The sequence below is a fragment of the Ancylobacter sp. genome, assembly GCF_965249975.1.
Lineage (GTDB): Bacteria > Pseudomonadota > Alphaproteobacteria > Rhizobiales > Xanthobacteraceae > Ancylobacter.
Genome location: NZ_CBDFNE010000004.1, coordinates 231,165 through 257,068, shown reverse-complemented (window position 1 = coordinate 257,068; position 25,904 = coordinate 231,165). Strand labels below are relative to the sequence as shown.

Sequence of the window (25,904 nt, the reverse complement as noted above, 5' to 3'; positions counted from 1 at the left end):
AAGCCTCGCGATCAGGGCGCGGAAGGCACAAGTCTCGGCGGGTTTGACGCCACCGGATCAAGCCGGAACAGCCGCACCGGCGGCATGGTCACGTCGCGAAAACGCCGCGACACCTCCCCGAGATCCGTTCGTCCATAGACAGCGGCGATCTCGTTGAACGACCGGTAGGTGGAGAGCACCAGCAGCAGCGGCCCCGCCAGGGTCAGCGGCTCGGGCTCATGCATGAAGGCATAACGCTGGCGCTCGTCGAATTGCCGTACGGTCACGCCAGGCAGTTGGCGCTTCAGCATGGCGGTCATTTGGTAATCATTGGTCAGGATCGCGGTCGCGCCGATCTCCCGCCGACGCGCGTCGATTTCGGCAGCGAACTGAGGCCAGCCGCGCGTCATGCGCACAATGGCGTCTTTGTTGCCGGCGAGCGTGGTGGGCACGAACAGCGCGTGAAGGCCCAGCGCCAGAATGAGACCAAAGGCCAGAGGCAGCGTCGCCCGCGCTAGGCCCGGCAGGCTTCGCCCGAGCCATCCGCTGCCGGCCGGCGCCAGCATGCCGGCCGCTGCGGCGATGGCGACCAGCGGGTAAAGAAAGCCGACCCAATTGCCTTCGACGCGCGCGCGCAACGCATGCACCAGAAAATAGGCCAGCGGCACGAACAGCAGGAAGAGCACCAGCGCCCGGCCTGAGCCGGGGCGGAACATCGCCGCCGCGCGCCCCGGCAGCAGCCCGAGAACGGCGAAAAGGAAGATGAGCGGGGTCGCCAGCGCGATCTGCGAGCCGACAAATTCCGGCAGGAAACCGGGGCGAAACGGTGCCTGCGCCGTCACCCGGCCGCCCTGCTTGGTCAACGTCGCCCAATCATGCGTCGCGTTCCAGGCGATGTTGGGCAGGAACACGAGCAGCGCGAGCGCACCCGCCAGCCATGGCCACGGCGTAAGCAACTGCCGACGGAGCGGCGGCAGCACGAGAACCGCCAGCGAGAAGCCACCCGCCAGCATGATGCCGGAATATTTCGACTGTGCCGCCAGCCCCGTCGCCAGACCCATGGCAAGCCACAGCCACGGGCGAGGTGTGCGCAGCAACCGCGCCGCGCCCCACACCATGGCGGCGCAGAACAGGACGAGCGGCGCATCCGGCGTGGCCAGCGTCAGCCCGAGAAAGCCGAAGATGGTGGCGTTGAACAGAACCGCCGCCAGCGCGCCGGCGCGCTTGTCCTCCAGCAGTTCTTCCGCCGCACGCCAGACGAACCAGCTCGCTGGCAAAGCGGCCAGCACGCTGAACAGCCGGATGCCGAGCGGCGTGTCGCCCACCAGTTCCTGCCCGGCGCGGATGAACAGCGCGATCATCGGGGGATGATCGACATAGCCGGCGGAAAGCCCTGCGCCCACAGCGCGTAATAAGCCTCGTCCGGCACGAGCGGCACAAAGGCGGCGAGCAGCAGCCGCCACGCCAGCATGAGGCCGATCAGCACCAGCGCCCCCCGTGCCGCGGCCTCCTGCGACAGGGAGGCAACCGGCGACGAGGCGGCGGGTGGCGCGTTCACGCCGCGTCCTTCCACACCAGCGCCCGGCTCATGGCATAGTTCCACACTGCGCCGATGAAGGCCCCGGCGATGCCCGCGAGCCACCATTGGTTGGTCTGGTAAAAGGCCCAATCTGCCGCACCGACATTCGCCGCCGCGCCGAGGCCGCAAATGGCATAGAAGGCCAGCAACCCGCGCAGGAAGGCGAAGCCGGTCAGGCGGCGATCGCGATAGGTGAGCAGATTGTTGAGCAGATAGTTGAAGGTCATCGCCGTCATCGTGGCGATAGCCTGCGCCACCAGGAAGCTCAGCGCCAGACCGAGGCCGATGCGCAACGCCGCGAGATGGACGACGAGACCGGCCGCGCCCACCGTGGCGAAGGACAGGAAGCGCAGCGAGACAAGGCCGCCCGTCGCCTTGGCGACGATCAGGCCGAGAAAATCCATCAACACCTTGTTGTCGAGCTTGCTGTCGCCGCTCTGCCGCACGCCGAAGCTGTAGGTCAGCTCCGTCACCTTCAGCCGCCCCTTGGCGGTGGCGAGAATGTCGAGCAGGATCTTGAAGCCTTGGGTCGACAGTTTCGGCGCCAGCTCCTCCACGGTATCCCGCCGCAGCATGAAGAAACCGCTCATAGGGTCGGAAGAGGTCACATGCAGCACGCGCTGGGCGAGGAGCGTGGCCAGCCGGCTGCCGCGGCCGCGCCAGGCGCTGAAGCCTTCCGCGTCGCCGCCAGGGGCGTAGCGCGTCGCCACCACCACATCGGCACCGGCGCCCATCGCTTCGAACATGCGCGGCAGCAGGCTCTCATCATGCTGGAGGTCGGCGTCCATGACGGCGACGACCGGCGCCTGTGCCGCGAGCATGCCTTCAATGCAGGCGCCGGCGAGGCCACGCCGGCCGACGCGGCGGATACAGCGGATGCGCGGGTCGCGCCGGCCGATGCCGCGCAGCGCGTCGGCGGTGCCGTCGGGCGAGTTGTCGTCGACGAAGATGGCTTCCCAGGCGAGACCGTCGAGCACGCGCGCGAGCCGCGCGACCAGCGGCTCCAGATTGCCGCGCTCGTTGAAGGTGGGAATGACCACCGTCAAATCAGGCGGCACGGCCGGTGCCGCGAGGAAGACAGGCGCGGCACTGTCGGTGCCGGCTTGGGTGGGCGCGAGGGACGGCGAGGACGTCATGGGAAGCCGGCGGAGCGAGGGACAGGGGCGTTCGCAAGTCGAATAGGACAGGCCGGCGCGGAAGTCGACGCCCTCCGAGGGGGCAGGCGCCACACCGGCGGGGTATCAATCGGCGAGCGCCCCTTTCAGCAGCCTGTCGGCCGCTGCTCGTGCCTCCGACGTCACCTCGGCGCCGGACAGCATGCGGGCGATTTCCTCTCGCCGGTGATCGGGCGCCAGCGGCGCCACCCGCGTCGCCACGCGGTCGAGATCGGCCATGGCTTCCTTGGCGATGCGGAAATGATTGCCGGCGCGTGCGGCCACCTGCGGGGCATGCGTCACCGCCACCACCTGCACGCGGCCCGAAAGCCGGGCGAGGCGGGCGCCGATCGCGTCTGCCACCGCGCCACCGACCCCGGTGTCGATCTCGTCGAATACCAGCGTCGGCGCCGAACCCTTGTCGGCCAGCACCACCTTCAGCGCCAGCAGGAAGCGCGCCAGCTCGCCGCCGGAGGCGACCTTCATCATCGGGCCCGGTCGCGTGCCGGGATTGGTCTGCACCCAGAACTCGATGCGGTCATAGCCGTCGACATGCGCGGCCTCGTCCACCTGGCAGTCGGTGAGGAAGCGGGCGCGCTCCAGCTTCAGCGGCGGCAGTTCGGCGTTCACCGCCGCATCCAGCGCCTCGACCGCCGCGCGGCGCTTGTGCGAGAGATCGCGCGCCGACTGGCGATAGGCCGCTTCCATCGCATCGGCGCGGGCCTCCAGCCCCTTGAGCGCCTCCGCTCCATGGTCGAGCGCGTCGAGCTGGTCGGCAAAGCGGGCGGCGACGGTCGGCAGGTCGTCCACCGTGCAGGCGTATTTTCGGCCGGCCGCGCGCAGGGTGAACAGCCGTTCCTCGATGCGTTCCAGTTCATGCGGGTCGAAATCGGCCTCGCGCAGCGCCGCGTCGAGATGGGAGCGGGCGAGATCCAGCGCGTTCAGCGCCGCGTCGATCGCCTCTACCGCGGGGCGCACCAGCGATTCGACCTCGCCGGCCCGCCGTTCGAGCCGGCGCACGGCGGCGGCGAGGCCGGGTATGGGGGAATTGTTGCCGCCCACCGCGTCCTGCGCATCGGCGAGATCGGTCGCGATCTTCTCGAAACGCATCATTTCGGTGCGACGCGCCGCAAGACGTTCTTCTTCGCCCGGCTCGGCGGCGAGGGCGGTCAGTTCCTCCACCGCATGACGGATGAAATCGGCTTCCTTCGCAGCCTCATCGAGCCGCGCCTTTTCCTGGGCGGCCTCCGTGCGGGCGGCCCGCCAGCCTCGAGCGCGGGCGCTGACCTCCTCGGCCAAACCGACCAGACCGCCATAGGCGTCGAGCAGCGCGCGGTGCGACGCCGGATCGACCAGTGCGCGATCGTCGTGCTGGCCGTGAATTTCCACCAGTCGACGGCCGAGCGTACGCAGCATCTGCGCGCTGACCGACTGATCGTTGACGAAGGCGCGGGTCCGACCATCCGCATGCTGCACCCGCCGCAGCACCAGCGCGCCATCATCGTCGATCCCGGCTTCCGCCAGCAAGGCGCGCACGGGGTGATCGGCGGCGAGATCGAACTCGGCCGTCACCTGCCCTTGGGTCGTGCCCTGACGCACCAGCGAGCCATCGCCCCGGCCGCCAAGCGCAAGGGTGAAGGCGTCCAGCAGGATGGATTTGCCCGCGCCGGTTTCGCCGGTGAGGACAGTGAGGCCGGATTGGAAAGAGAGGTCGAGCCGCTCGATGAGCACGATATCCCTGATCGACAGGGCGATCAGCATGGGTAACGCTCCAGAACGTGGTCTTGCGGGACGAGCATGCGCGGCGTTGGCGCCAGCGGCCGGAAGACGCGCATCGTGTTCTTGCTACGTTCTCACATGTCGCGGCGAAGCGGAAGAGGGTTTCGCCCCTTCCCTAGCCGAGGGTGAAACCCTTGAACGCCTTGGCGATCCACGACTGCTCGTTCATCTTCGGATCGACGCCGCGCGACTGCACCAGCTTGAACGCGTCCTTGTACCAGGTGCTGTCGGGGAAATTATACCCCAGCACGGCCGCCGATGTCTGCGCCTCGCTGACGACGCCCAGCGACATATAGGCTTCGGTAAGGCGGTACAGCGCCTCCTCGACATGGCGGGTCGTCTGATAGCGGGTCACCACCACCTTGAAACGGTTGATCGCGCCCGCATAGTTGCGCTGCTCGAGATAATAGCGCCCGATCATCATCTCCTTGCCGGCGAGCTGATCGCGGGCAACTTCGAGCTTCTTCTTGGCACTGACGGCGTATTCTGTATTCGGATACTTGCGAACCACCTCTTCCAGAGCATCCATGGCACGCTGCGTGCGCTGCTGGTCGCGAGAGATGTCGGGGATCTGGTCGAAATAGGAGGCGGCGACGAGATACTGCGCATAGGCAGCATCCTCCGAGCCGGGATGCAGCGCGAGGTAACGGCGCGCCGCTGCGATGCAATCGTCGTATTCGCCCAGCGTGTAGTTGTTATAGGCGATCATCAGCAGCGCCTTGCGCGCCCATTCGGAATAGGGATGCTGGCGATCGACATCCTCGAAGCGGGTGATCGCCTCCTTGTACTCGCCCTTCTGCATGAGGGTGAGCCCCTCATTGTAGCGCTGCTCGGCGGGAACGTCGGGATAGATCGTCTCTTCCTTGTTGGTATCGAACCAGCTGGCGCAGCCACCCAGCGAGGCGCCAACGAGCACCAGCCCGAAAAGGCGCGCGGCCACGAGGCCCGAACGCACCACCCGGGGGCGGGAGGCGGGAGCCAAGGGGCAGGGAACAGTCTCGCCGAGACGGAGAAGACGCATCACAAGTTCGATCCCGATCTGGTCGCTGTTTCGTCGCCGAGTGCGTGGACAGGCGCTAAGGTGGCTTTCCGACCGGATTATGGCGCCTTGGGACGCCGAGCGCAAAGAGCCGCAGCAAGCCACCTTTTCACGCTGTCTGTGGCGCGAAGGACGCGCCTGCCTGGAAACACCAGGAAACGCAGCCCGGCCGAAATCGAGTGAGGTGGAGAAAAAACCGGAAGACGGAAGCGATTGGTACGTCGGGCGCCCGAAGCGTCAGTCGCCCAGGAGGCCGACAGCCTCACAGTTCCGGCGCGTAGGCGGGAACCGCCACCGCGATGAGGCCGGCATTGCTGCTGACGGTGCGGCGGGCCGGGATGCGGGCTTCGACGATCTCATAAGCGGAGCGATCGGAAAGCAGCGCGTCGACGACGGCGAAATTGAGCTTGTGACCGCCGCGATAGGAACGGTAGCGGGCCAGCAGCGGCAGGCCGCCAATGGCGAGATCCCCAATGGCGTCGAGCGCCTTATGGCGGACGAACTCGTCGGCGAAGCGCAGACCGGTGGTGTTCATCACACCGTCGTCGCCGAGGCAGATGGTGTTGTCGAGCGAGGCGCCGAGGGCATAGCCGGCCTGCCACAGACGCTCTACATCGCTGACGAAGCCGAAGGTGCGCGCGGCGGCAAGTTCCTTGCGGAACACATCCGGCGACATGGTGGCCGCGAAGCGCTGGCGCCCGATGGCGGAATGATTGAAATCGATCTCGACTTCGAGCCGGAAGCCCATGTCGTAGGGCGAGATCTCGCCGAAGCCGGTCTCGGTCTCGATGCGGACGGGCTTGAGCACACGCAGATAACGGCGCGCGCGGCCGGTCTCGACAATGCCGGCCGCATCCACCGCCGCCACAAATTCGCCGGCGCTGCCATCGAGGATTGGCACTTCCGGACCGTCGATCTCGACCCGGGCATTGTCGACACCGAGACCGGCGAAACAGGCCATCAGGTGTTCGACGGTGGAAACGGCAGGACCTTCCGAATCACGCAGCACGGTCGCGAGATCGCTGCCCCGCACCGCACCACGGCAGGCGCGCACCGACTGATTCGTATCGTTGCGGAAAAAGACTATGCCGGTGTCGGCTTCGGCGGGGGAAAGATGCATCCGGGCCATCTTGCCGGAATGTACGCCAACGCCGGACAGCGTCACGTCATCGCCGAGGGTGGTCTGCCGTACAGCGTTCATTCGACCCAAAAAGCGGTTGCGGCAAGCGCCCCGCTCTCCCCAATCCCCAAAACCAACACAGTGCGCCGCTACCTGAAGGCTCGGAACCGAATCCGCTGCGGACGCTTATCGTTGGCTGGCAAGATAACGGCGCCGTGAGTCCGCGCCAAATCACGCTTGCTTACCGTCTGTTACCGTTTTTACGCTACCGCACAAATCTAAAAAATCCTTTAATTTCAAATAGCTACGCCCGGACCTCGCGATCCGGGCGCTGCAGTGCGTGGGCGTTTTGTAACAGGCGGCACACGGCCGCCTGTGTCGTGTGTCAGCCCTGACGGCGCAGGAAGGCGGGGATGTCGAGATGATCATCCTCGGCCGGGCGCGCCGCGCGCGGATCGGCGGGGCGAGCCGCCGGACGCTTGGCGTATTCGGAAGCCTCGGGACGCATATCGGCGACCTGACGCGGCTCGGGCTGGGCCGGCGCCCGACGAACCACGGGGCGCATGTCCGCCGCCGGCTCCTCGTCTTCCTCCTGGCTGCGGCCGAGGCCGACATGGGCGAGACGCTGCAGCAGCGTCATCCGCTTCTTCTCAGCCTGATGATGGTCCGGTGCCTCGCCGCGCGCGGCGCGAATCTGATTCTGCGCCGGCATGGGAAGCTCGTCGACGCGCGGCATGCGCGGGGACGGACGCTCCGCCTGCGGCGGAATGAACGGCTCGATCGCGTGCTCTTCGTAAGCCGCCTCATTGTACGGCGCCGGCTCGGGCTCGGCATAGAGCGCGGGCTTGGGCGCCATCGGGCGGATGGTTACGTCGTCAATGGCGGCCGGCGCCGGCGCGTAGGACGGCTGGGCGTAGGACGGCTCGCCATAGGGATGCTCGCTGACCGGGGCCGCGGCAAAGCTCGGCTCGTGGTGCGGGGCGCCGAAATCCTCCGCGTCGAGCGCCGAGGCGACCGAGCGCAGGGCGGCATCGCGGCGGGCTTCCACGGCGGCGCGGCCGGCATTGGACACACGGCGGCCACCGAGGTCCGGCAGATTGTTCAGCGCGTGGGGAATCTGCTCGGGAATCACCGCCGGATCGATACCGGTGGCGACGACCGACACGCGGATCAGCCCTTCCAGCGTCTCGTCGAAGGTAGCGCCCAGAATGATGTTGGCATCGGGGTCGACTTCCTCGCGGATGCGGGTCGCCGCCTCGTCCACCTCGAACAGGGTCAGGTCCTTGCCGCCGGTGATCGAGATCAGCAGGCCGCGCGCGCCGCGCATCGACACTTCGTCGAGCAGCGGGTTGGCGATCGCCGCCTCGGCCGCGTGGCGGGCGCGCTGCTCGCCGGAGGCCTCGCCCGTGCCCATCATCGCCTTGCCCATCTCGCGCATCACCGCGCGGACGTCGGCGAAGTCGAGATTGATGAGGCCTTCCTTCACCATCAGGTCGGTGATGCAGGCGACACCGGAATAGAGCACCTGGTCCGCCATCGCGAAGGCGTCGGCGAAGGTGGTGCGCTCATTGGCGACGCGGAACAGGTTCTGGTTCGGGATGACGATGAGCGTATCGACACCCTTCTGCAGCTCGTTGATGCCCATCTCGCCGATGCGCATGCGCCGCTGGCCTTCGAAGTGGAAGGGCTTGGTCACCACGCCGACAGTGAGGATACCCAGCTCGCGGGCCGCACGGGCAATGACCGGGGCGGCGCCGGTGCCGGTGCCACCACCCATACCAGCGGTGATGAACACCATGTGTGCGCCCGCGAGATGATCGCGGATCTCGTCGAGCGCCTCCTCGGCGGCGGCGCGGCCGACTTCCGGCTGGGAACCGGCACCGAGACCTTCGGTAACCGCGACGCCCATCTGCACGATGCGCTCGGCCTTGGAGAGGGTCAGCGCCTGCGCGTCGGTGTTGGCGACCACGAAGTCGACCCCCGTCAGGCCGGCCGTGATCATGTTGTTGACCGCGTTGCCGCCAGCGCCACCAACACCGAAGACGGTGATGCGGGGACGCAGTTCGCGGATATCCGGTACCTGGAGGTTGATGGTCATTCTAGTGTCCCCTAACGCCGGCGGGCACGCGGCCCGTCATGATCCCTGTGGTGCCGGTTCCGCCGGCGCGGATTAAATGGTGCACGTCAGAAGGCCTCCCTCAGCCAGTGACCGACGCGCGAGAAGTAGCCGGAGCCGTCGCCCTGCGAGAGGCGGCGGCGGCGAGCCTCGAAATGCTCGAGTCCCGCGACCTGCGGATAGACCAGAAGCCCGGTAGCCACGGCGAAGGGCGCGCCGCGCGTCGCCTCCGGCAGCTTGGAGATACCGAGCGGACGACCGATTCGCACCTGTGGTCCCAGTATGTTCCCGACTAGCTCCGCAAGGCCAGTGAGTTGAGCGGCACCGCCGGTGAGAACGATGCGCCGGCCTGCTCCCGCCGCATGGCCGGAGGCGTGCAGGCGGTCGCGCACCAGTTCCACGATCTCCTCGACGCGGGGACGCACGATTCGCATCAGCCGCGCCTTGGGAATCGCCCGCGGCAGGTCGTGATCGTCGGTGATGCTGGGTACGGTGAGCATTTCGCGCTCGTCGGCACCCATCGCCAGCACACCGCCATGTAGGCTCTTCAGCCGTTCGGCATCGGCGAGGCGGGTGGACAGGCCGCGCGCCACGTCGTTGGTCACATGCTGGCCACCGATGGCGATGCCGTCGACATGCACGCAATGGCCATTCTCAACCACCGCCACCGTCGTGGTGCCGGCGCCGAAGTCGATGAGCGTGACGCCGAGTTCCGCCTCGTCATCGGCGAGGGTCGACAGCGCCGCCGCATAGGGGGCGGCGACCATCGCCTCGACGCCGAGATGGCAGCGCTCGATGCACAGCAGCAGATTACGCACGGCGGCCGCCTCGGCGGTGATGACGTGCAGGTCAACACCCAGCCGGCGCCCCAGCATGCCGCGCGGCTCGCCAATCCCGGCGACACCGTCCAGCGCGTAGCCGACGGGCAAGGCGTGCAGGATGGTGCGCCCCTCGCCGACGGCGAAGGTGGAGGCGGCGTCGAGCACGCGGCGAATGTCGCCCTCGGCGACCGCCGGCTCGGGCAGGTCGACCTCGGCGGTGAAATGCTCGGAGGCCAGCCGACCGCCGGCCATGGAAACGATGACGGAGGCGATCTGCGCCCCGGCGGTGCGCTCGGCCGCATCCACCGCACGGCGGATCGCGTGCTCGGCGCGTTCCATGTCGATGACGGTGCCGCCCTTGATGCCATGGGCGCTGGTGTGACCGATGCCGAGCACATCCACCGAATGGGTGCGCCGGCGCAGGCTGGACGTGGCCTCCCGCGGCTTCAGCCGGGCGATCATGCACACGATCTTGGACGTGCCGACTTCCAGCACGCCGACCACGCCGGTGCGGCGCGGCGCCAGCGGCCGCATCTTCGGGGCGATCTCAAACGGTGCGCGGGTTCTCATGTGCTGCCCGCCTTCTTCGCCTTGGCCTTGGCCTTCAACTCCGCCTCGCGCGCCGCATAAGCGGCGTCGGACAGGCGCACCGACACCCGGTCGGGCAGGCGCAGGTCGACAATGGTAATGTCGCGCGAGAGCAGCGACTTCTGTTGGTCGAGCAGCGCGAGCTGTTCGAGCGCGTCGTTCAGCCCTTCTTCGGGCAGGCGCACATCGATGCCGTTGCGCAGCTTCAGCGTCCAGCGCCGGTCGGCGACGCGGATGGCCGCGCGCACCTGATCGCGCACCCCGGGAACGAGGCTCAGTGCCTCGACGATCTCGACCACATGGGTCTCGGCCCCGTCGCCGACCACGATCGGCAGGCGGATGTAGCGCGGGTCATCGGAATAGGGGGCAATGACCGTGCCGTCACGGGCGATGACGTTGATCTTGCCGTCCTTCTGCCAGAGCGCGAAGCCCTCGCGCTCGACGATCTGAATGTCGAGGCGGTCGGGATAGAGCTTCTGCACCGTGGCGCGCTTGATCCAGGCCAGTTCCTCCAGCCGCATGCGCGCGCCCTCGGCGTCGAGGAACAGCAGCGAGGAGGTTGGCTTCACCCCCGCCGTGGCGAGAATGTCGCCGGGCGTGACGTGGTTCTGGCCGGAGAGATTGATGTTGGCGATGCGGAACCCGGCAAAATTGGCGGCGACATCGCCGAAGTCGCGGGCGGTCTCGATTGCCGCGGGCATATGGCCGCCCCGCTCCATGCCGTAAAGGCCGGTGGCGGCGAACAGCGCCGCCGTGAGCCAGGCCCCGGCGCCGGTGAATGCGGCGCGCGAAGTGCACAGGCCGACCAGGAGGCGCCGGCCGCCGATGATGGTGCGGTCGAGAAGACGGGTGCGCTCGGACACAGGGGCCCGGCGCACCGGCATGCGCGGACGCACGCCTCGGGTCGATTCGCCGGTGGCCGCGCTGGTCCGCTTGCCCGCCGGCGTCTGCCGCGGGGTCAGCGATCGAGCGAAGCGTCCTCCACCATCCATCGTACAAGCTCACCGAACGAATGGCCCGCATGGGCTGCCAATTCGGGCACAAGCGACGTCTCGGTCATTCCGGGCTGCGTATTGACCTCCAGACAGACAAGGCCGGATTCGTCTCCGGTCTGGTCGTCGTAGCGGAAGTCCGTCCTGCTGATGCCCCGACAGCCGAGAGCGCGATGCGCCCTGACCGCTAACATCTGCGCCTTTTGGTAAATATTCGGTAAAATTCGGGCCGGCAGAATGTGGCGTGAACCGCCCGGAGCGTATTTTGCCTCGTAATCATAGAACTTTAGGTCGGACTGGATTTCGATAACGCCGAGCGCCTCGTCGCCCATGACGGCGCAGGTCAGCTCCAGGCCGGGGATATAGCGCTCGGCCACGAGGTCCTCGCCGAATCCCCAATCCGGGCGGTGAAGCTCCTGTGGCGGATGCTCCTGATCCTCCCGCACGATGAACACGCCGACGGAGGAGCCGCCGGTGTTCGGCTTGAGCACATAGGGGCGCGGCAGCACATGCGCCCGCGCCGCTTCCGCCCGCGTCACCATACGGCCCTCGGGCACGGGAATGTCGTGCGCGGCAAGGACAATCTTGGCCTGCCGCTTGTCCATGGCCAGCGCCGAGGCGAGCACCCCTGAATGGGTGTAGGGAATGCGCAGGATTTCAAGAATGCCCTGGATGGTGCCGTCCTCGCCGGGGCGCCCATGCAGCACATTAAGCGCCACATCGGGTTTGAGCGCCGTCAGCACCTGCGCGATGTCGCGCCCGACATCTACGCGGGTCACGCGGTAGCCAACGCTTTCCGCGGCCTTCGCGCAGGCTTCGCCGGACCACAGCGACACCTGCCGCTCCGGCGACCAGCCGCCCATCAGGACGGCGACATGCTTGCCCATGATTCTCTCCTCGACGGCCCGACGGGCCGCATCGCTCAGACGGGAAGACCGATGCGCTTGATCTCCCACTCCAGCTCGACGCCGGAGTGGTCCTTCACGCGCCGGCGCACTTCTTCGCCGAGCCCCTCGATATCGGCGGCCGTCGCACCGCCGGTGTTGATCAGGAAATTGCAGTGCATGGTCGACATCTGCGCCCCGCCCCGGGTCAGCCCCCGGCAACCGGCGGCGTCGATCAACTGCCACGCCTTCTGGCCGGGCGGATTCTTGAAGGTCGAGCCACCGGTCTTCTCGCGAATCGGCTGCGAGGCTTCGCGTGCGCTGGTGATTCGGTCCATCTCGGCGAGGATGGCCGCCGTCTCTCCCGGCCGCCCCTGAAACAGCGCCGCGGTGAAGATCACATCCGCCGGGGCCTGGGAATGCCGGTAACTGAAGCCGAAATCGGCATTGGTAAACACGCGCACTCGACCCGCACGATCGACGCCGCGCGCCTCGATGAGCGTGTCCCTTGTCTCGCCGCCATGCGCTCCGGCATTCATTCGCAACGCCCCGCCGAGCCCGCCGGGTATGCCACGATAGAAGGCCAGTCCGTCGATCCCCGCTTCCGCCGCTGCGCGGGCGAGCTTCACGTCCGGCACCGCCGTACCGGCACGGAGCCGGTGGCCCTCTTCAACCGTGATCTCGCTGAAGCCGCGCCCCAGCCGCACCACCACGCCCGGCACCCCGCCGTCGCGCACGATGAGGTTGGAGCCGAGGCCAATGACGGTGACCGGGATTTCGGCCGGCAGATGGCCGAGAAAATAGGCGAGATCGCCCTCATCGGCCGGGGTGAACAGCATCTGTGCCGGCCCGCCGACGCGGAACCAGGTGAGTTCAGCCAAGCTCTGATTGGCGATCAGCCGGCCGCGCAGTTCCGGCATCGCGGCGGAAAGCTCTGGCGTGAGGTCGGGGAAGCTCATCGCGCGGCCCCGGCCGCCAGTTGCTCCGGCAGCGCATAGGCCCATTGGGTGATGTTGCCGGCGCCGAGGCAGACGACGTAGTCACCCGGCTTCATCAGCCCGTTCACCAGCCCCGCGAGAGCCTCCGGCCCGCTCAGCGCCGTCACCGAGCGATGGCCGCGCGCGCGCAGCGCTTCGACCAGATGATCGCGGTCGATGCCGGGGATCGGCGCCTCGCCGGCCGCATAGACATCGGCGACGATCACATGATCGGCGTCGTTGAAGCAGGTGGCGAACTGGTCGAAGAGCGATTGCAGCCTTGTGTAGCGGTGCGGCTGGACGATGGCGATCACCTGCCCCTCGGTCGAGGCGCGGGCCGCCCGCAGCACGGCGGCGATTTCCACGGGGTGGTGGCCATAATCGTCGAAAATGGTGACACCGCCCACCTCGCCGGTGCGGGTGAAGCGCCGCTTCACGCCACCGAAGCCGGCCAGCGCGCTGCGAATCTGCTCGTCACTGGCGCCGAGTTCATACGCAACGGCGATCGCGGCGGTAGCGTTCAGCGCATTGTGCTTGCCCGGCATCGGGAGCACGAGATCGCGCAATTCGTGCACCACCGCGCCGGTGCGGTCACGGAACAGAACACCAAACCGGCACATGCCGCCGCGCAGGTCGAGTTCGACCAGGCGAACATCCGCCTGAGGGTTCTCGCCATAGGTGATGACGCGGCGATCCTCGACATGGCCGACGAGGTCCTGCACCACGGGATGATCCGTGCACATGACGGCGAAGCCGTAGAAGGGCAGATTGTCGATGAAGCTGCGGAACGCCGCCTGCACCGCTTCGAAGGTCTTGAAGTGGTCGAGATGCTCCGGGTCGATATTGGTGACGATGGCGACCTCGACCGGCAGCTTGAGGAAGGTGCCGTCGCTTTCATCCGCCTCCACCACCATCCATTCGCCATCGCCCAGGCGCGCATTGGTGCCATAGGCATTGATGATGCCGCCATTGATGACGGTGGGATCGAAACCGCCAGCATCGAGAAGGGTGGCGACGAGGGACGTGGTCGTGGTCTTGCCATGTGTGCCGGCGATCGCGACGCAGCTCTTCAGCCGCATCAGCTCGGCCAGCATTTCGGCGCGACGCACCACCGGTAGGCGCTTGGCACGGGCGGCGACCAGCTCGGGATTGTCGCGGCGGATGGCGGTGGAGACCACCAGCACCTCGGCGCCGTCGATGTTGCCGCTCGCATGGCCGATCAGCACCTTGATGCCCTTCTCGGCGAGGCGCTTCACATTGGCGCTCTCGGCGACATCCGAACCCTGCACGGTGTAGCCGAGATTGTGCAGCACCTCGGCAATGCCGCTCATGCCGATGCCGCCAATGCCGACGAAATGGATGGGGCCGAGGGAGAGCGGGAGCTTCATGGGATGTTCCTTCCGCCCGCGCGCGCGGCAGGCGTCCTTTGCCGGCGCGCAGAAATAGACGAGCGCATTGCGCCCGTCACCGGGCCTTTGGTCTGGTGAGAGAGAAGACGGGCGGGCGCGATCCTAGACATGGATCTTGCCGACCGCGATCACGAGCGTGGCGAGGCGCTCAGCGGCATCGGCCCGGCCCATAGCACGGGCGGCGCTGGCCATCGCCTCCAGCCGCCCCGCTTCACCGGCCAGACGGGCGATGGCGGCGGCGAAGCTCTCCGGTGTAAAATGGCTCTGCGGCATCACCACCGCGCCGCCGCCATTGGCAAGCGCGGTGGCGTTAGCCAGCTGGTCCTGGTCGAGCGCACCAGGCAATGGCACAAGAATGGAAGGGCGGCCGATCACACCCAGTTCCGCCACGGTCATCGCACCGGAACGGGAGATGACGAGGTGCGCCTGAGCAATCCGCGCCGGCAGATCGGAGAAGAAGGGCGCCACCTCCGCGCTCACGCCGAGCCGGGAATAGGTGGCGCGCACCGCCTCAAGGTCCTCCGGTCGGGCCTGCTGCACGAGACGAAGCCGGGCGCGCAGCGCCGGGTCGAGCGCTTCCACGCCCGCCGGCACCACCTCGCTCATCACCCGCGCGCCCTGGCTGCCGCCGGTCACCAGAAGATGGATCGGTCCGTCCGGCGCCAGGGGGGCGAAGGGCACTTCAGCGGCGGCGATCACCGCCGGACGGACGGGGTTGCCGGTGTGGTGAGCCTTGGCCGCGAGGGCAGGCTTGCCGGCGCAGATGGCGGGATAGCCGGAGGCGATGGCGGTAACACGGGACGCGAGAAGCGTGTTGGCCCGTCCCATCACCGCATTGGCTTCATGGATCAGGGTTGGGAAGCCGGCATAATGGGCGGCGAGTATGGGCGGCAGGGTGGGATAGCCGCCAAACCCGACAACGATTGCCGGCCGCATCGCCCGCATCAGCCGGAAGCCCTTCGCGAAGCCGAGCCCAAGCGTGAGCGCGGTGCGCGCCAGCGCGACGGGCGAGCGCCCGCGCACCGTCTCGGCCGGCAGCACGTGCAGGCGCCGCGCGGGAAAATGGCCGGCATAGCGGGCGGCGCGCGAATCGGTGACGAGATCGACGTCGATGTCGCGCGCGGCCAGCACACCGGCCAGCGCCTCGGCGGGGAAAAGATGACCGCCGGTGCCGCCGGCGGCAAGCATGACAAGCGGACGCGAGGCGGGTGCCATGGTGCGCCTCACGCCGGACGCGGCATCGGCGCGCCGAGACGGGTGCCGAGCCGCTCCAGCTCGGCCAGCGTCGCGGTGCGCGGGCGCCGGCGCGTCAGGGCGAGCAGCATGCCCATGCCATAAGCGAGCGACAGCAGCGACGAGCCGCCATAGGAGACGAAGGGCAGCGTCATGCCCTTGGCCGGCATCATGTGCAGGTTGACCATCATGTTGATGCAGGACTGCAGCCCGAACAGCATGGCGAGGCCCGCCGTGGCGAAGCGCACGAAGGGGTCCTCGTCATTCAGCGCCCGCGATAGCGCACGCAGCACGATGAAGGCGAACAGGCTGGCGATCATCAGGCACAAAACCGCACCGAACTCCTCACCGGCGACGGCGAAGATGAAGTCAGTGTGCCCGTCGGGCAGCACCTTCTTGAAGCTGCCCTCGCCCGGCCCCTGCCCCAGCCATCCGCCATTGAGGAAGGAGTTGATCGACAAATCGATCTGATAGGTGTCGCCGGAATCCGGATTCATGAAGCGGTCGATGCGCTGGGTGACGTGCGGCACCGTCTTATAGGCGATGAACAGGCCGGTGGCGCCAATGCCGCCGAGGCCAACCACCCAGATGATGCGCAGCCCCGCGAGGAAGAACAGGCTTCCCCACACCAGCGAGACCAGCATGGTCTGGCCGAAATCCGGCTGCATCACCAAGGGCGTCACCACCATGCCGAGCAGGCCGATGGCGAGGAACTGGCCCGGCATTTCCGGCCGGCGCACGCTTTCCGAAAACAGCCAGGCGGCGATGATGACGAAGCTCGGCTTGAGGAATTCGGACGGCTGTACCGTGACGCTGGCGATGTTGAGCCAGCGCCGCGCACCCTTCACTTCCGGCCCGATCACCAGCGTGGCGCAGACGAGGCCGAGGAACAGGAAGAACAACACCAGCGCGATGCGCCTGATGTTGCGCGGCGACAGGAACGAGGTGGCGAGCAGAATGATCAACGCCGGCACCAGGAACATCACCTGCCGGTTCACGAAATGGAACGGGTCGGGGATGCCGATGCGCGCCGCCACCGGCGGGCTCGCCGCCAGCGCCAGCACGATGCCGATGATCATCAAGGCGGCGAGAGCGCCGAGCAGCAGCCGGTCTATGGTCCACCACCATTCGCCGACCACCGTCCTTTCGGCACGCGATATCATATACGCCACTCCGGGAAACGCTTTGCCGGAGTATGGGACGGTTAAGGTTGACGCCGACTTAATGCCGGCGCTGCCTCAGGCCGCCGGAAGGGCGTTGACGAGATCGCGGAACGCGTCGCCCCGCACCTCGAAGTTGCGGTACTGGTCGAAGCTGGCGCAGGCGGGCGACAGCAGAACCACCGGATGCGCCAGACCCGACGCCGACGCGTCCGCAGCCGCGCGGGCGACCGCCACATCCAGCGTCCCGCACATCTCGAACGGCACCGTCTCGCCCAGCGTCGCGGCGAAGGCCTCGGCGGCGACGCCGATCAGATAGGCCTTGCGCACCCGCGGAAAGAACGGCCGGAGCGGCTCGATGCCGCCTTCCTTGGGCTTGCCGCCGGCAATCCAGAAGATGTCCTCGAACGAGGTCAGCGCCCGCTCGGCCGCATCGGCATTGGTGGCCTTGGAATCGTTGACGAACAACGTCGGACCTAGGGTGCGCACCTGCTCCATGCGATGGGCTAGGCCGGGGAAGCTTTTCATGCCGGTGGCGATCACCTCCGGAGCGAGGCCGAGGGCACGGGCGGCGGCAAAGGCGGCGGCGGCGTTCTGCGCGTTATGCGCGCCGCGCAGCGAGCCGATGCCGGCAAGCGGAAGGGAAAATACGCGCGTGCCGTTCTCCCTGACGACGAGATCGGCGCCCTCGAGAGAAACCCCGTCCTGCAGCAGCTCCCGCACCGAGACCCGCACCACATGCTTGCCCGCCGCTTCCGCGCGATCAGCGATGGCGCGCGACCAGTCGTCATCGACGCCGATCACCGCCGTGCCGCCGGCTTCGATGCCAGAGATGAGGCGCTCCTTCACCTCGGCGTAATGCTCCATCGTCCCATGCCGGTCGAGATGATCGGGAGAGAGATTGAGCAGGATTCCCACCGCCGGATCGAGGCTCGGCGCGAGGTCGATCTGGTAGGAGGAGCATTCGATCACATAGGCACGGCGCCCCTTCGGCGGCTCCAGCCCCAGAATGGCAGGCCCGAAATTGCCACCGATCTGCACATCGCGGCCGCCGACTTTGAGCAGATGGGCGAGCAGTGCCGTGGTGGTCGATTTGCCATTGGTGCCGGTGATCGCCGCGAAAGCGGGGCGCCCCGCCGCGCGCCGCTCGCGGCAGAACAGCTCGATATCGCCGATGACCTCCACGCCGGCGGCCCGCGCCTTCTTCACCGTCCAATGCGGTTCGGGATGGGTGAGCGGCACCCCCGGCGCCAGAACCAGCGCGGCGAAACCCGACCAGTCGGCCCTGGCAAGGTCGCCGGTCGGGATGCCCTCCGCCAAAGCTTTCTCCACCGAGGCAGGCGAATCATCCCACGCGGTGACCTTTGCCCCCCCGGCGAGCAGCGCACGGGCGGTGACGAGGCCCGACCCACCGAGCCCGAACAGGGCGACAGCGCGGTCCTTGAAGGAAGATACGGGTATCATCGGGAACAACCTCAGGAGCGGCACCCGCAAAAAGGACAGGGCGGGCTCCTCTCGCTAGCGCATTTCACCGGGCGATGAAATGATCGGCCTGCCGACGACACCGGCGACCTCCCCCCAGCCTGAGAGCCTGCCATGCCCGCCCCCGCTCTACTTCCCCTCGGCTCGACGATGCGCGTGCTGCGGCCGCATCCCAACATCTACGCCTTCTATGACGGCCGGATCGACGGCGCGCGGGCGCATTCGGCGGCGCCGAACTGGCTCGACGATGGCGCCTATGCCCTCGGCGTCTGCGTCTATGCGGTGGTAGATGGCAATGAGGCGCTGCTCTACGACACCCACATCTCGATTCCCCACGCGCAGATGATGCGCCGGACGCTGGAAGAAGCGGGCGTCACCTCCTTCCGGGTCGTGCTGAGCCACTGGCACGACGACCATGTGGCCGGCAACGCCGTCTTCGCCACAGACGAGATCATCGCCCTCGACCGCACCGAACGTGCGCTCGCCGCCAACCGCGTGGCGCTGGAGAACGGCGACCCGCCGATCTTTCCGCTGGTCATGCCGAACAAGATCATCACCGGCCCGACCGAGCTTTCTGTCGGCCGCCTCACCGTGAAGCTGGAACCGGCGGAGATCCACAGCCATGACGGGCTGATCCTGCTGCTGCCGCAGCTCGGCCTCATGCTCGCTGGCGATACGCTGGAAGAGCCGATCACCTATGTCGCCGAGGCCGAGCGGCTGCCGGTGCATATCGAGGAGTTGAAGCGCATCCGGCAGTGGGGCTATGCCCGCATCCTGCCCAATCACGGCGCACTGGACGTGATCGCCGCCGGCGGCTACGGCCCGGAACTGATCGATGCCACGCTGCGCTATGTCAGCAAGCTGCTGCACACGCGCATCGACATGGCATTGGCGGACCAGGACCTTTCCACTTTCATCGCCGGCGATCTCGCCACCGGGACGCTGGCCTATTTCGCCCCCTATGAGGCGGTACACGCCGCCAATGTGAAGAAGGTGCTGGCGCTGCCGGGATGAACGGAGACGCTGGCGCTCACCGGAGCTTCAGCGTCGACAGGCCGATCAGTGCCAGCACCACCGCGATGATCCAGAAGCGGATGACAATCTGCGGCTCGGTCCAGCCCTTCTGCTCGAAATGGTGGTGGATCGGCGCCATCTTGAACACGCGCTTGCCAGTGAGCTTGAAGGAGGCGACCTGGACGATCACCGAGACCGCCTCCAGCACGAACAGGCCACCGATCACCGCCAGCACGATCTCGTGCTTGGTGGCGACCGCGATGGTGCCGAGGAGCCCGCCGAGCGCCAGCGAACCGGTATCGCCCATGAAGATCTGCGCCGGCGGCGCGTTGAACCAGAGAAAGCCGATGCCCGCGCCAATGATGGCACCGCAGATCACCGCCAGTTCGCCCACCCCGGCGACATAGTGGATCTGAAGGTAATCCGCGAACAGCACGTTGCCGGAGAGATAGGAGATCATCCCGAAGCTGCCTGCGGCCACCATGACGGGCACGATGGCGAGGCCGTCGAGGCCGTCGGTCAGGTTCACCGCATTGCCGGCGCCGACGATGACGAAGGCACCGAGGACGACGAAGAACCAGCCAAGATCGAGCAGCAGGTCCTTGAAGAAGGGAAAGGCCAGCGAAGAGGACAGCGGCTCGCGGCCGACATGCATGATGACGACCGCCGCCGTGCCGGCGATCAGCGCCTCAATGGCGAGGCGCGACTTGCCCGACAGCCCGTTATGGGTCTGCTTCGTGACCTTGAGATAGTCGTCATAGAAGCCGATCAGGCCGAAGCCTATGGTGACGAACAGCACCACCCAGACATAGGGGTTGGACAGGTTGCCCCAGAGCAGCGTCGCCACCATGAGCCCCGAGAAGATCATCAGCCCGCCCATGGTGGGCGTGCCCTTTTTGGTCAGCAGATGCGACTGCGGCCCGTCGGTGCGGATGGGCTGGCCCTTGCCCTGCTTCAGCCGCAGCAGGGCGATGATCGCCGGGCCGAACATGAAAACGAACAGCAGCGCGGTGATGATCGCCCCGCCGGTGCGGAAAGTGATGTAGCGGAAGACGTTAACCGCCGGGACGCTTCCCTGGAGTTCGGCGAGCCATTGCAGCATGGAAGATCAACCTTGGGGTGGGCGGGGCGGCAAGCCGGCGCGCCGCGCCAGGCAAGTGTTCAGGCCCGGAATCGGGAAGAAAGGAACGGCGCGGCTCATTCCGACGATTCCGCCGTTTCCGCAAGGCGGTCGGCGGGAAAACGTTCGATGAGTGCACGCACCAGCGGCCCCATGCGACTGCCATTGGAGCCCTTGACCATAATCACGTCGCCGCCGCGCAGCCGCTCGGCCACCAGAGGCAGAAGCGCCGCCGCATCCGGCGCCCAGCCGCCGCGGCGGCTTTCGGTAAGCGCCTCCCACAGTGCCCGCATCAGCGGGCCGGCGCAGAAGACCAAATCGGCGGCGGCAGCGGACAGGGCGAGTTCACGGTGCATCGCCTCGCCCTGCGGGCCGAGTTCCAGCATGTCGCCGAGCACGGCGATGCGCCGACCGCGCCCCGTCGGGGGTGTGGTACCAAGCACGGCCAGCGCCGCGCGCATCGAGGCGGGGTTGGCGTTGTAGCTTTCGTCGATGACCGTCGCGCGCCCGCCCTTGACCGCGAGGGCGGTGCGCACGCCGCGCCCCGGGGGAGCGCCGAGCGCCGACAGAGCCAGCGCGGCGAGGCACAGATCGGCGCCCGCGAGCTTCGCCGCGGCGAGAACGGCGAGCGCGTTCTGCACGATATGGCGACCGGGCAGCCCGACCTTGAAGCTGACGCTCTCACCCATGATGTCGGCCATGGCGGTCGACATATGCGGCTGGAGATTGACGCTGGTGAGCCGGGCCTGCGCGCCTTCCGCCTCGCCGAAACCGATGATCGTGCCGATGCCCGCCGCCCGCGCGGCGGCGACCAGCCGCTCGTAATGCCGGTTGTCGCGGTTGAGCACGGCCGCGCCACCGGGCGTTACGCCGGTGAAGATTTCCGCCTTGGCATCGGCGATGCCTTCCACGCTGTCGAACTGGGCGATATGGACCGGCTCGATGGTGGTGATGATCGCCACATGCGGACGCACCATGTCCACAAGCATCGCGATCTCACCGGCATGGTTCATGCCGAGTTCGAACACGCCGTAAACGCTGTCCTGCGGCATGCGGGCGAGGGAAAGCGGCACGCCCCAGTGATTGTTGTAGGACGCCGCCGAGGCATGGGTCGAGCCGTCCGCTCCCAGCGCCAGAGCCAGTGCTTCCTTGGTCGTGGTCTTGCCGACCGAACCGGTGACACCGACGATGCGGGCGCGGGTGCGCCCCCGGGCGACGCGTCCCGCCGCTTCCAGCGCACGGAGCACATCGTCCACCAAAAGCAGCGACGCGGCGTCCGGCATGTCGCCGGCGCGCCCGCGCTCGACCACGCTCAGTGCCGCGCCGCGCTCATGCGCCATGGCGACATAGGCATGGCCGTCACTGTTGTCGCCGCGAAGCGCGAAGAACACATCGCCCGGCCGCAGAGTGCGGGTATCGATGGAGACGCCGCCAATGGCCGCGGCCGGCGCACCGGCGAGCACTCCTCCGGTAGCCTGCGCGAGCGCCTCCGGCGTCCACAGCGGCGATACAGCAGCCGAACCGGCGCTCATGCGCTTATCTCCCGAGAAGCCCGACCGCGACGTCGCGGTCGGAAAATGGCAGCGTCCGGTCGCCGATAATCTGGCCGGTTTCGTGACCCTTCCCGGCAATCAGCACCACATCTCCCGCTGCCGCCTCGTCCAGCGCGGCTTTGATGGCTTCCGCACGGTCGCCAATCTCGCGCGCACCCGGCGCACTGGCCAGAATCGCCGCCCGGATCGCGGCGGGATCTTCGCTGCGCGGATTGTCGTCGGTGACGATCACGACATCGGCCTTGGCGGTGGCGATTGCGCCCATGATCGGGCGCTTGCCCCGGTCACGATCACCGCCGCAGCCGAAGACGACGATCAGCCGCCCGCTCGCATAGGGCCGCAGCGCGTCGAGCGCGTTGGCCAGCGCGTCGGGCTTGTGCGCGTAGTCGACAAACACGCCGGCGCCGTCTTGCGTACCGACGAGTTCGAGCCGTCCCGGCACGCCTTCCAGCGTCTCCAGCAGCGGCAGCACTTCGCGGGCAGCCGCACCGGTGAGCAAGGCAAGACCGGCAGCGACGAGCGCATTGCACGCCTGGAACGCGCCGACGAGCGGCAGTTTCACCGTGTGGCGCGCACCGTCGATCTCGATCTCAAGCCGTTGGCCCAGCCCCTCATCCACACGTTCGAGCAGCGCGATGCCGGCTCCCGTCGTGCCGATGCCGAGCAGGTTGAGCTCATGCTCGGCAGCGACCTGCGCAACGTGACTGCCTTCGGTGCTGTCCACCCACACCGCCGCCCCGCCGCCGAGAGGCACGAGATCGCGGAACAGCCGCATCTTGGCGTCGAGATAGGCCTGCATGTCAGGGTGATAGTCGAGATGATCGCGCGAGAGGTTGGTGAAGCCGCCGGCCTTGAGCCGCACCCCGTCGAGCCGGCGTTGGTCGAGCCCGTGGGAGGACGCTTCCAGGCACAGATGTGTGACGCCCTCTTCGGCGAGGTGGTGCAAGGTGCGATGCAGAGTGATGGGGTCGGGCGTGGTGAGCGCGCCCTTGACGGCTCCTGAAGGCGCCACCACACCGAGCGTGCCGAGGCTGGCAGCGGAGAAGCCGAGCCCCTGCCAGATCTGCCGGGTGAAGGAGGCCACCGAGGTCTTTCCGGAGGTGCCGGTGACGGCGGCGATGGTCTCGGGCTGGCGGGGAAAGGCGCGGGCAGCCGCCAGACCCATGGAGTGCCGGGCATTGCCGACACGCACATAGGAAATGGCAGGATCAAGCCATGTCGGCCTTGCCCCCTCCGCGACAAGGGCGACCGCCCCGCGGTCGATGGCCTCGCGCACGAAGGAAAGTCCGTCGCTCTTCACACCGGCAAGCGCGAAGAAAACATCTCCCGCCCGAACCGAACGGCTGTCGAGCGCCGGCTCGGCCACAGCGAGTTCCGGAGAGGCGGCCTCGTAATCGGCGTCCTCGCCGATCAGCCCCCGAAGGCTGAGGCGGCGGGCGCAGTCGACGGTGGGTTGTATCTGGTCACGCATTGGCGTCGTCCTGCGCGCCACGGCGGGCGCCTTCTACATCACTGCGCCCGGGCCAGCGTCGTGTTGGCGAGCAGACTCTCGGCCGGCGGCACGTCGGTACGCGGCATGATTCCGAGCATCGGAGCGATGCGCGAGATGATCTTGCCCGTGGTCGGCGCCGCATTCCAGCCGGAGGTGGCGAAGCCATAGGTGCCCTCGACCGGCTGCGGCTCATCCAGCATCACCAGCACGAGGTACTGGGGATTGTCCATTGGAAACACACCCGTGAAGGTCGTGAGCAGCCGCGTCTTTGAATAGCGGCCATTGATCACCTTTTCCGCTGTGCCGGTCTTGCCGCCGGCATAGAAGCCGGGAACATTGACCTTCTTGGCCGAGCCCTTCTCCGCGTTGAGCCGCAGCAGGTAACGCATCTTGGCGCTCGTTTCCGGCTTGATGATCGGCGTGCCGAGCGCCATCGCCTCCTCCCGCGTGCGCTTGAGGAAGGTCGGGGGAATGAGATAGCCGCCATTCACCAGCGCGTTCACGGCCATCACCGCCTGCAGCGGCGCAACCGCGAGGCCATGGCCGAAGGCGATGGTCGCCGTGTTCACCTCGCCCCAGCGCTTGGGGACGATCGGCATGGCGCTTTCCGGCAGTTCCGTGCGCAGCCGGTCAAGCTGCCCGGCCTTGGCGAGGAACGCCTTGTGCGCGTCCACGCCGAGCGATAGCGCCATCTTCGCGGTGCCGATGTTGGACGAGAACAGGAACACTTCGGGAAGCGTCAGAACGCGGTTTTCCGCGTGATAGTCGCTGATCTTGAAACGCCCAAAGCTCAGCGCCCCGCGCGCATCCAGCGTCGAATTGATGTTGAAGCGGCCGCTGTCCAGCGCCATGGCGAAGGTCAGCGCCTTGAAGGTCGACCCCATCTCGAACACGCCGGTGGTCAGGCGGTTGAGGTTCTTCGGATCGAGCGAGCGCGCCGGGTCATTGGCGTCGAAATCCGGCAGCGAGGCCATGGCGACGATCTCGCCGGTGCGCACATCCACGACCGTTCCCGCGGCGGCGATGGCCTTGAACTTCTCCTTGGCGGCGAAAAGCTCGTCGCGCAGCACGTGCTGCACGCGCAGATCGAGCGCCAGTTCCACCGGCTCCTGCTGACGGTCGGTCGCAAAGCCTGCAAGGTGAAGATCGGAGAGCCCGCGCGTGTCGACCCATTTCTCGATGCCGGCAATGCCCTGATTGTCGATGTTTGTCGAACCGAGCACATGGGCGCCAAGCGTGCCGCCCGGATAGATGCGCCGGTTCTCGGTCATGAAGCCGATGCCGGGCAGCCCGAGATTGTGGATTTCCCGCTGCTGCTGCGGGGTGATGTCGCGCTTGAGCCAGATGAAGCCGCGATCGGTGGAGAGCCGCTGGCGCAGTTCGTTGGCGTCGAGGTCGGGCAGAACGGCGGTCAGCGCCTCGACCGCCTCGTCGACATCGATCAGCCGGCGGGGTTCGCCATAGAGCGAGGCCGACTTCACATCCGTGGCCAGCACCAGCCCGTTGCGGTCTACAATGTCCGGCCGCGCCGAAGCGACCGCATCGGTAGCAACGATGCGCCGCGCCACCGCGCCCTCGGGCGCCGAGGCCAGCATGGCCAGCCGGCCGCCAATGGCGAGGTAGACGCCGCCGAACACGATCATGCACAACACGATGCGCGCGCGCGCGACGGCATGAGCTTCCGGCCGGCCGCGTCCGAAAGCGGCCCGCATAATGGCGAGCAGCCCCCGCATCAAGGCGTGCGGCAGGCGAAGCAGGCGGCGGCCGATCGCGGGGGCGGAGAGGTTGGATACGATGCTCATGGTGCCACCTCGCGCTTACTGGCCGATATCGCCGGGGGGAAGCAGCGGCGCCGCCGTAACCGGGTTGAGCGGCGCGCCGACGACGCCCTGCGCGCCCGCGGGGCTGCGACGCGCGGTCCCCATCGTTCCCGCCGGCGGCATCGCCGAGAGGGGCAGCGGTTCGGCGGAGAAGGGCTGTTCGGGCAGCGGCGCATCGTCGGGCAGCTTGGCCACCGGGGCGCTGCGCGCCGGCCTGGACGGCTTCGGCGCGGCCGCTTCCGGTGCCGGTGGATTAAGAGAGGGGCCGTCCACCAGCGCCTCTATCATACCGCTCAGCCCGTCGCCGCCTGCGTCCGGCTTCGCAGGAAGGCTGGCGAGACGGTCCATATGGTCGACATCGAGCGGCTGCATGTCGAGGTGCTTTTCCGCCAGGGCCTGAACGCGGTCGGGCGCGGTGCGGCGCGCCCATTCGGCATGAAGAATGGCGATGCGGTCGCGCTCGGACCGGATTTCGGTCCGCAGCTTGGCGATTTCCTGCGCCTCGAAGGCCGAGGAGTATTTGACATGGTAGACGATGCCCGCCGCGGCGAGGAGCGCGATGACCGAGACGGCGTTGAGTATGCGGAACATGT

At 67.6% G+C, this 25,904-nt stretch carries 21 protein-coding genes; 1 reads left to right on the top strand and 20 read right to left on the bottom strand.

What is annotated here, in order from left to right; translation table 11 throughout:
* Positions 1–11: 11 nt before the first annotated feature.
* The 15 genes from ACP2AH_RS05705 to murD form a co-directional block, all read right to left on the bottom strand.
* A complete protein-coding gene (locus ACP2AH_RS05705; protein WP_425104929.1) occupies positions 12–1,340 on the bottom strand; it encodes a glycosyltransferase family 39 protein in 1,329 nt (442 codons plus the stop codon).
* Positions 1,337–1,537 (bottom strand): hypothetical protein, encoded by a 201-nt coding sequence (locus ACP2AH_RS05700; RefSeq protein ID WP_425104928.1) that lies wholly within the window; start codon positions 1,535–1,537, stop codon positions 1,337–1,339. Before ACP2AH_RS05700 ends, ACP2AH_RS05705 begins: the two co-directional genes overlap by 4 nt.
* Positions 1,534–2,694, bottom strand: coding sequence for a glycosyltransferase (locus ACP2AH_RS05695; protein WP_425104927.1), 1,161 nt, complete (start codon positions 2,692–2,694; stop codon positions 1,534–1,536). The genes ACP2AH_RS05700 and ACP2AH_RS05695 overlap by 4 nt, the downstream gene beginning before the upstream one ends.
* A 105-nt stretch (positions 2,695–2,799) precedes the next feature.
* Entirely contained in the window at positions 2,800–4,473 is a 1,674-nt protein-coding gene (gene recN / locus ACP2AH_RS05690) for a DNA repair protein RecN (protein WP_425104926.1), read from the bottom strand.
* Between the two features lie 133 nt (positions 4,474–4,606).
* Positions 4,607–5,512, bottom strand: a complete 906-nt coding sequence (locus ACP2AH_RS05685; RefSeq protein WP_425104925.1) for an outer membrane protein assembly factor BamD — start codon at positions 5,510–5,512, stop codon at positions 4,607–4,609.
* Between the two features lie 280 nt (positions 5,513–5,792).
* Positions 5,793–6,731 (bottom strand): UDP-3-O-acyl-N-acetylglucosamine deacetylase, encoded by a 939-nt coding sequence (gene lpxC / locus ACP2AH_RS05680; RefSeq protein WP_425104924.1) that lies wholly within the window; start codon positions 6,729–6,731, stop codon positions 5,793–5,795.
* 304 nt (positions 6,732–7,035) lie between these two features.
* Positions 7,036–8,748 (bottom strand): cell division protein FtsZ, encoded by a 1,713-nt coding sequence (gene ftsZ / locus ACP2AH_RS05675; protein WP_425104923.1) that lies wholly within the window; start codon positions 8,746–8,748, stop codon positions 7,036–7,038.
* 86 nt (positions 8,749–8,834) lie between these two features.
* Positions 8,835–10,157 (bottom strand): cell division protein FtsA, encoded by a 1,323-nt coding sequence (ftsA, locus tag ACP2AH_RS05670; protein WP_244450556.1) that lies wholly within the window; start codon positions 10,155–10,157, stop codon positions 8,835–8,837.
* Positions 10,154–11,038, bottom strand: a complete 885-nt coding sequence (locus tag ACP2AH_RS05665) for a cell division protein FtsQ/DivIB (protein ID WP_425104922.1) — start codon at positions 11,036–11,038, stop codon at positions 10,154–10,156. The genes ftsA and ACP2AH_RS05665 overlap by 4 nt, the downstream gene beginning before the upstream one ends.
* Positions 11,039–11,133: 95 nt before the next feature.
* Positions 11,134–12,054 carry a D-alanine--D-alanine ligase gene (locus tag ACP2AH_RS05660; RefSeq protein WP_244450554.1) on the bottom strand — a complete coding sequence of 307 codons (921 nt, stop codon included), beginning with the start codon at positions 12,052–12,054 and terminating at the stop codon, positions 11,134–11,136.
* A 35-nt stretch (positions 12,055–12,089) separates the two neighbouring features.
* Positions 12,090–13,010, bottom strand: coding sequence for a UDP-N-acetylmuramate dehydrogenase (gene murB / locus ACP2AH_RS05655; RefSeq protein WP_425104921.1), 921 nt, complete (start codon positions 13,008–13,010; stop codon positions 12,090–12,092).
* Positions 13,007–14,416, bottom strand: a complete 1,410-nt coding sequence (gene murC, locus ACP2AH_RS05650; protein ID WP_425104920.1) for a UDP-N-acetylmuramate--L-alanine ligase — start codon at positions 14,414–14,416, stop codon at positions 13,007–13,009. Before murC ends, murB begins: the two co-directional genes overlap by 4 nt.
* Positions 14,417–14,539: 123 nt before the next feature.
* A complete protein-coding gene (murG, locus tag ACP2AH_RS05645; RefSeq protein ID WP_425104919.1) occupies positions 14,540–15,652 on the bottom strand; it encodes an undecaprenyldiphospho-muramoylpentapeptide beta-N-acetylglucosaminyltransferase in 1,113 nt (370 codons plus the stop codon).
* 8 nt (positions 15,653–15,660) lie between these two features.
* Positions 15,661–16,833 (bottom strand): putative lipid II flippase FtsW, encoded by a 1,173-nt coding sequence (gene ftsW, locus ACP2AH_RS05640; protein ID WP_425104918.1) that lies wholly within the window; start codon positions 16,831–16,833, stop codon positions 15,661–15,663.
* Between the two features lie 75 nt (positions 16,834–16,908).
* Positions 16,909–18,294: a UDP-N-acetylmuramoyl-L-alanine--D-glutamate ligase gene (gene murD / locus ACP2AH_RS05635; RefSeq protein WP_425104917.1), complete on the bottom strand. Its 1,386-nt coding sequence runs from the start codon at positions 18,292–18,294 to the stop codon at positions 16,909–16,911.
* Positions 18,295–18,426: 132 nt separating this feature from the next.
* On the opposite strand from murD, the gene ACP2AH_RS05630 reads away from it, so the two are divergent.
* Positions 18,427–19,326 (top strand): MBL fold metallo-hydrolase, encoded by a 900-nt coding sequence (locus tag ACP2AH_RS05630; protein ID WP_421699561.1) that lies wholly within the window; start codon positions 18,427–18,429, stop codon positions 19,324–19,326.
* A 16-nt stretch (positions 19,327–19,342) separates the two neighbouring features.
* On the opposite strand, the gene mraY is transcribed toward ACP2AH_RS05630, so the two are convergent.
* From mraY to ftsL, 5 genes are all read right to left on the bottom strand, one after another.
* Positions 19,343–20,428, bottom strand: a complete 1,086-nt coding sequence (gene mraY, locus ACP2AH_RS05625) for a phospho-N-acetylmuramoyl-pentapeptide-transferase (RefSeq protein WP_244450547.1) — start codon at positions 20,426–20,428, stop codon at positions 19,343–19,345.
* A 95-nt stretch (positions 20,429–20,523) separates the two neighbouring features.
* Positions 20,524–21,978: a UDP-N-acetylmuramoylalanyl-D-glutamyl-2,6-diaminopimelate--D-alanyl-D-alanine ligase gene (locus ACP2AH_RS05620; protein WP_425104916.1), complete on the bottom strand. Its 1,455-nt coding sequence runs from the start codon at positions 21,976–21,978 to the stop codon at positions 20,524–20,526.
* A 4-nt stretch (positions 21,979–21,982) separates the two neighbouring features.
* Complete coding sequence (locus ACP2AH_RS05615) at positions 21,983–23,470, bottom strand: UDP-N-acetylmuramoyl-L-alanyl-D-glutamate--2,6-diaminopimelate ligase (RefSeq protein WP_425104915.1); 1,488 nt, start codon at positions 23,468–23,470, stop codon at positions 21,983–21,985.
* A 38-nt stretch (positions 23,471–23,508) separates the two neighbouring features.
* A complete protein-coding gene (locus tag ACP2AH_RS05610; protein WP_425105359.1) occupies positions 23,509–25,224 on the bottom strand; it encodes a peptidoglycan D,D-transpeptidase FtsI family protein in 1,716 nt (571 codons plus the stop codon).
* 84 nt (positions 25,225–25,308) lie between these two features.
* Positions 25,309–25,902, bottom strand: coding sequence for a cell division protein FtsL (ftsL, locus tag ACP2AH_RS05605; RefSeq protein WP_425104914.1), 594 nt, complete (start codon positions 25,900–25,902; stop codon positions 25,309–25,311).
* Positions 25,903–25,904: the final 2 nt, after the last annotated feature.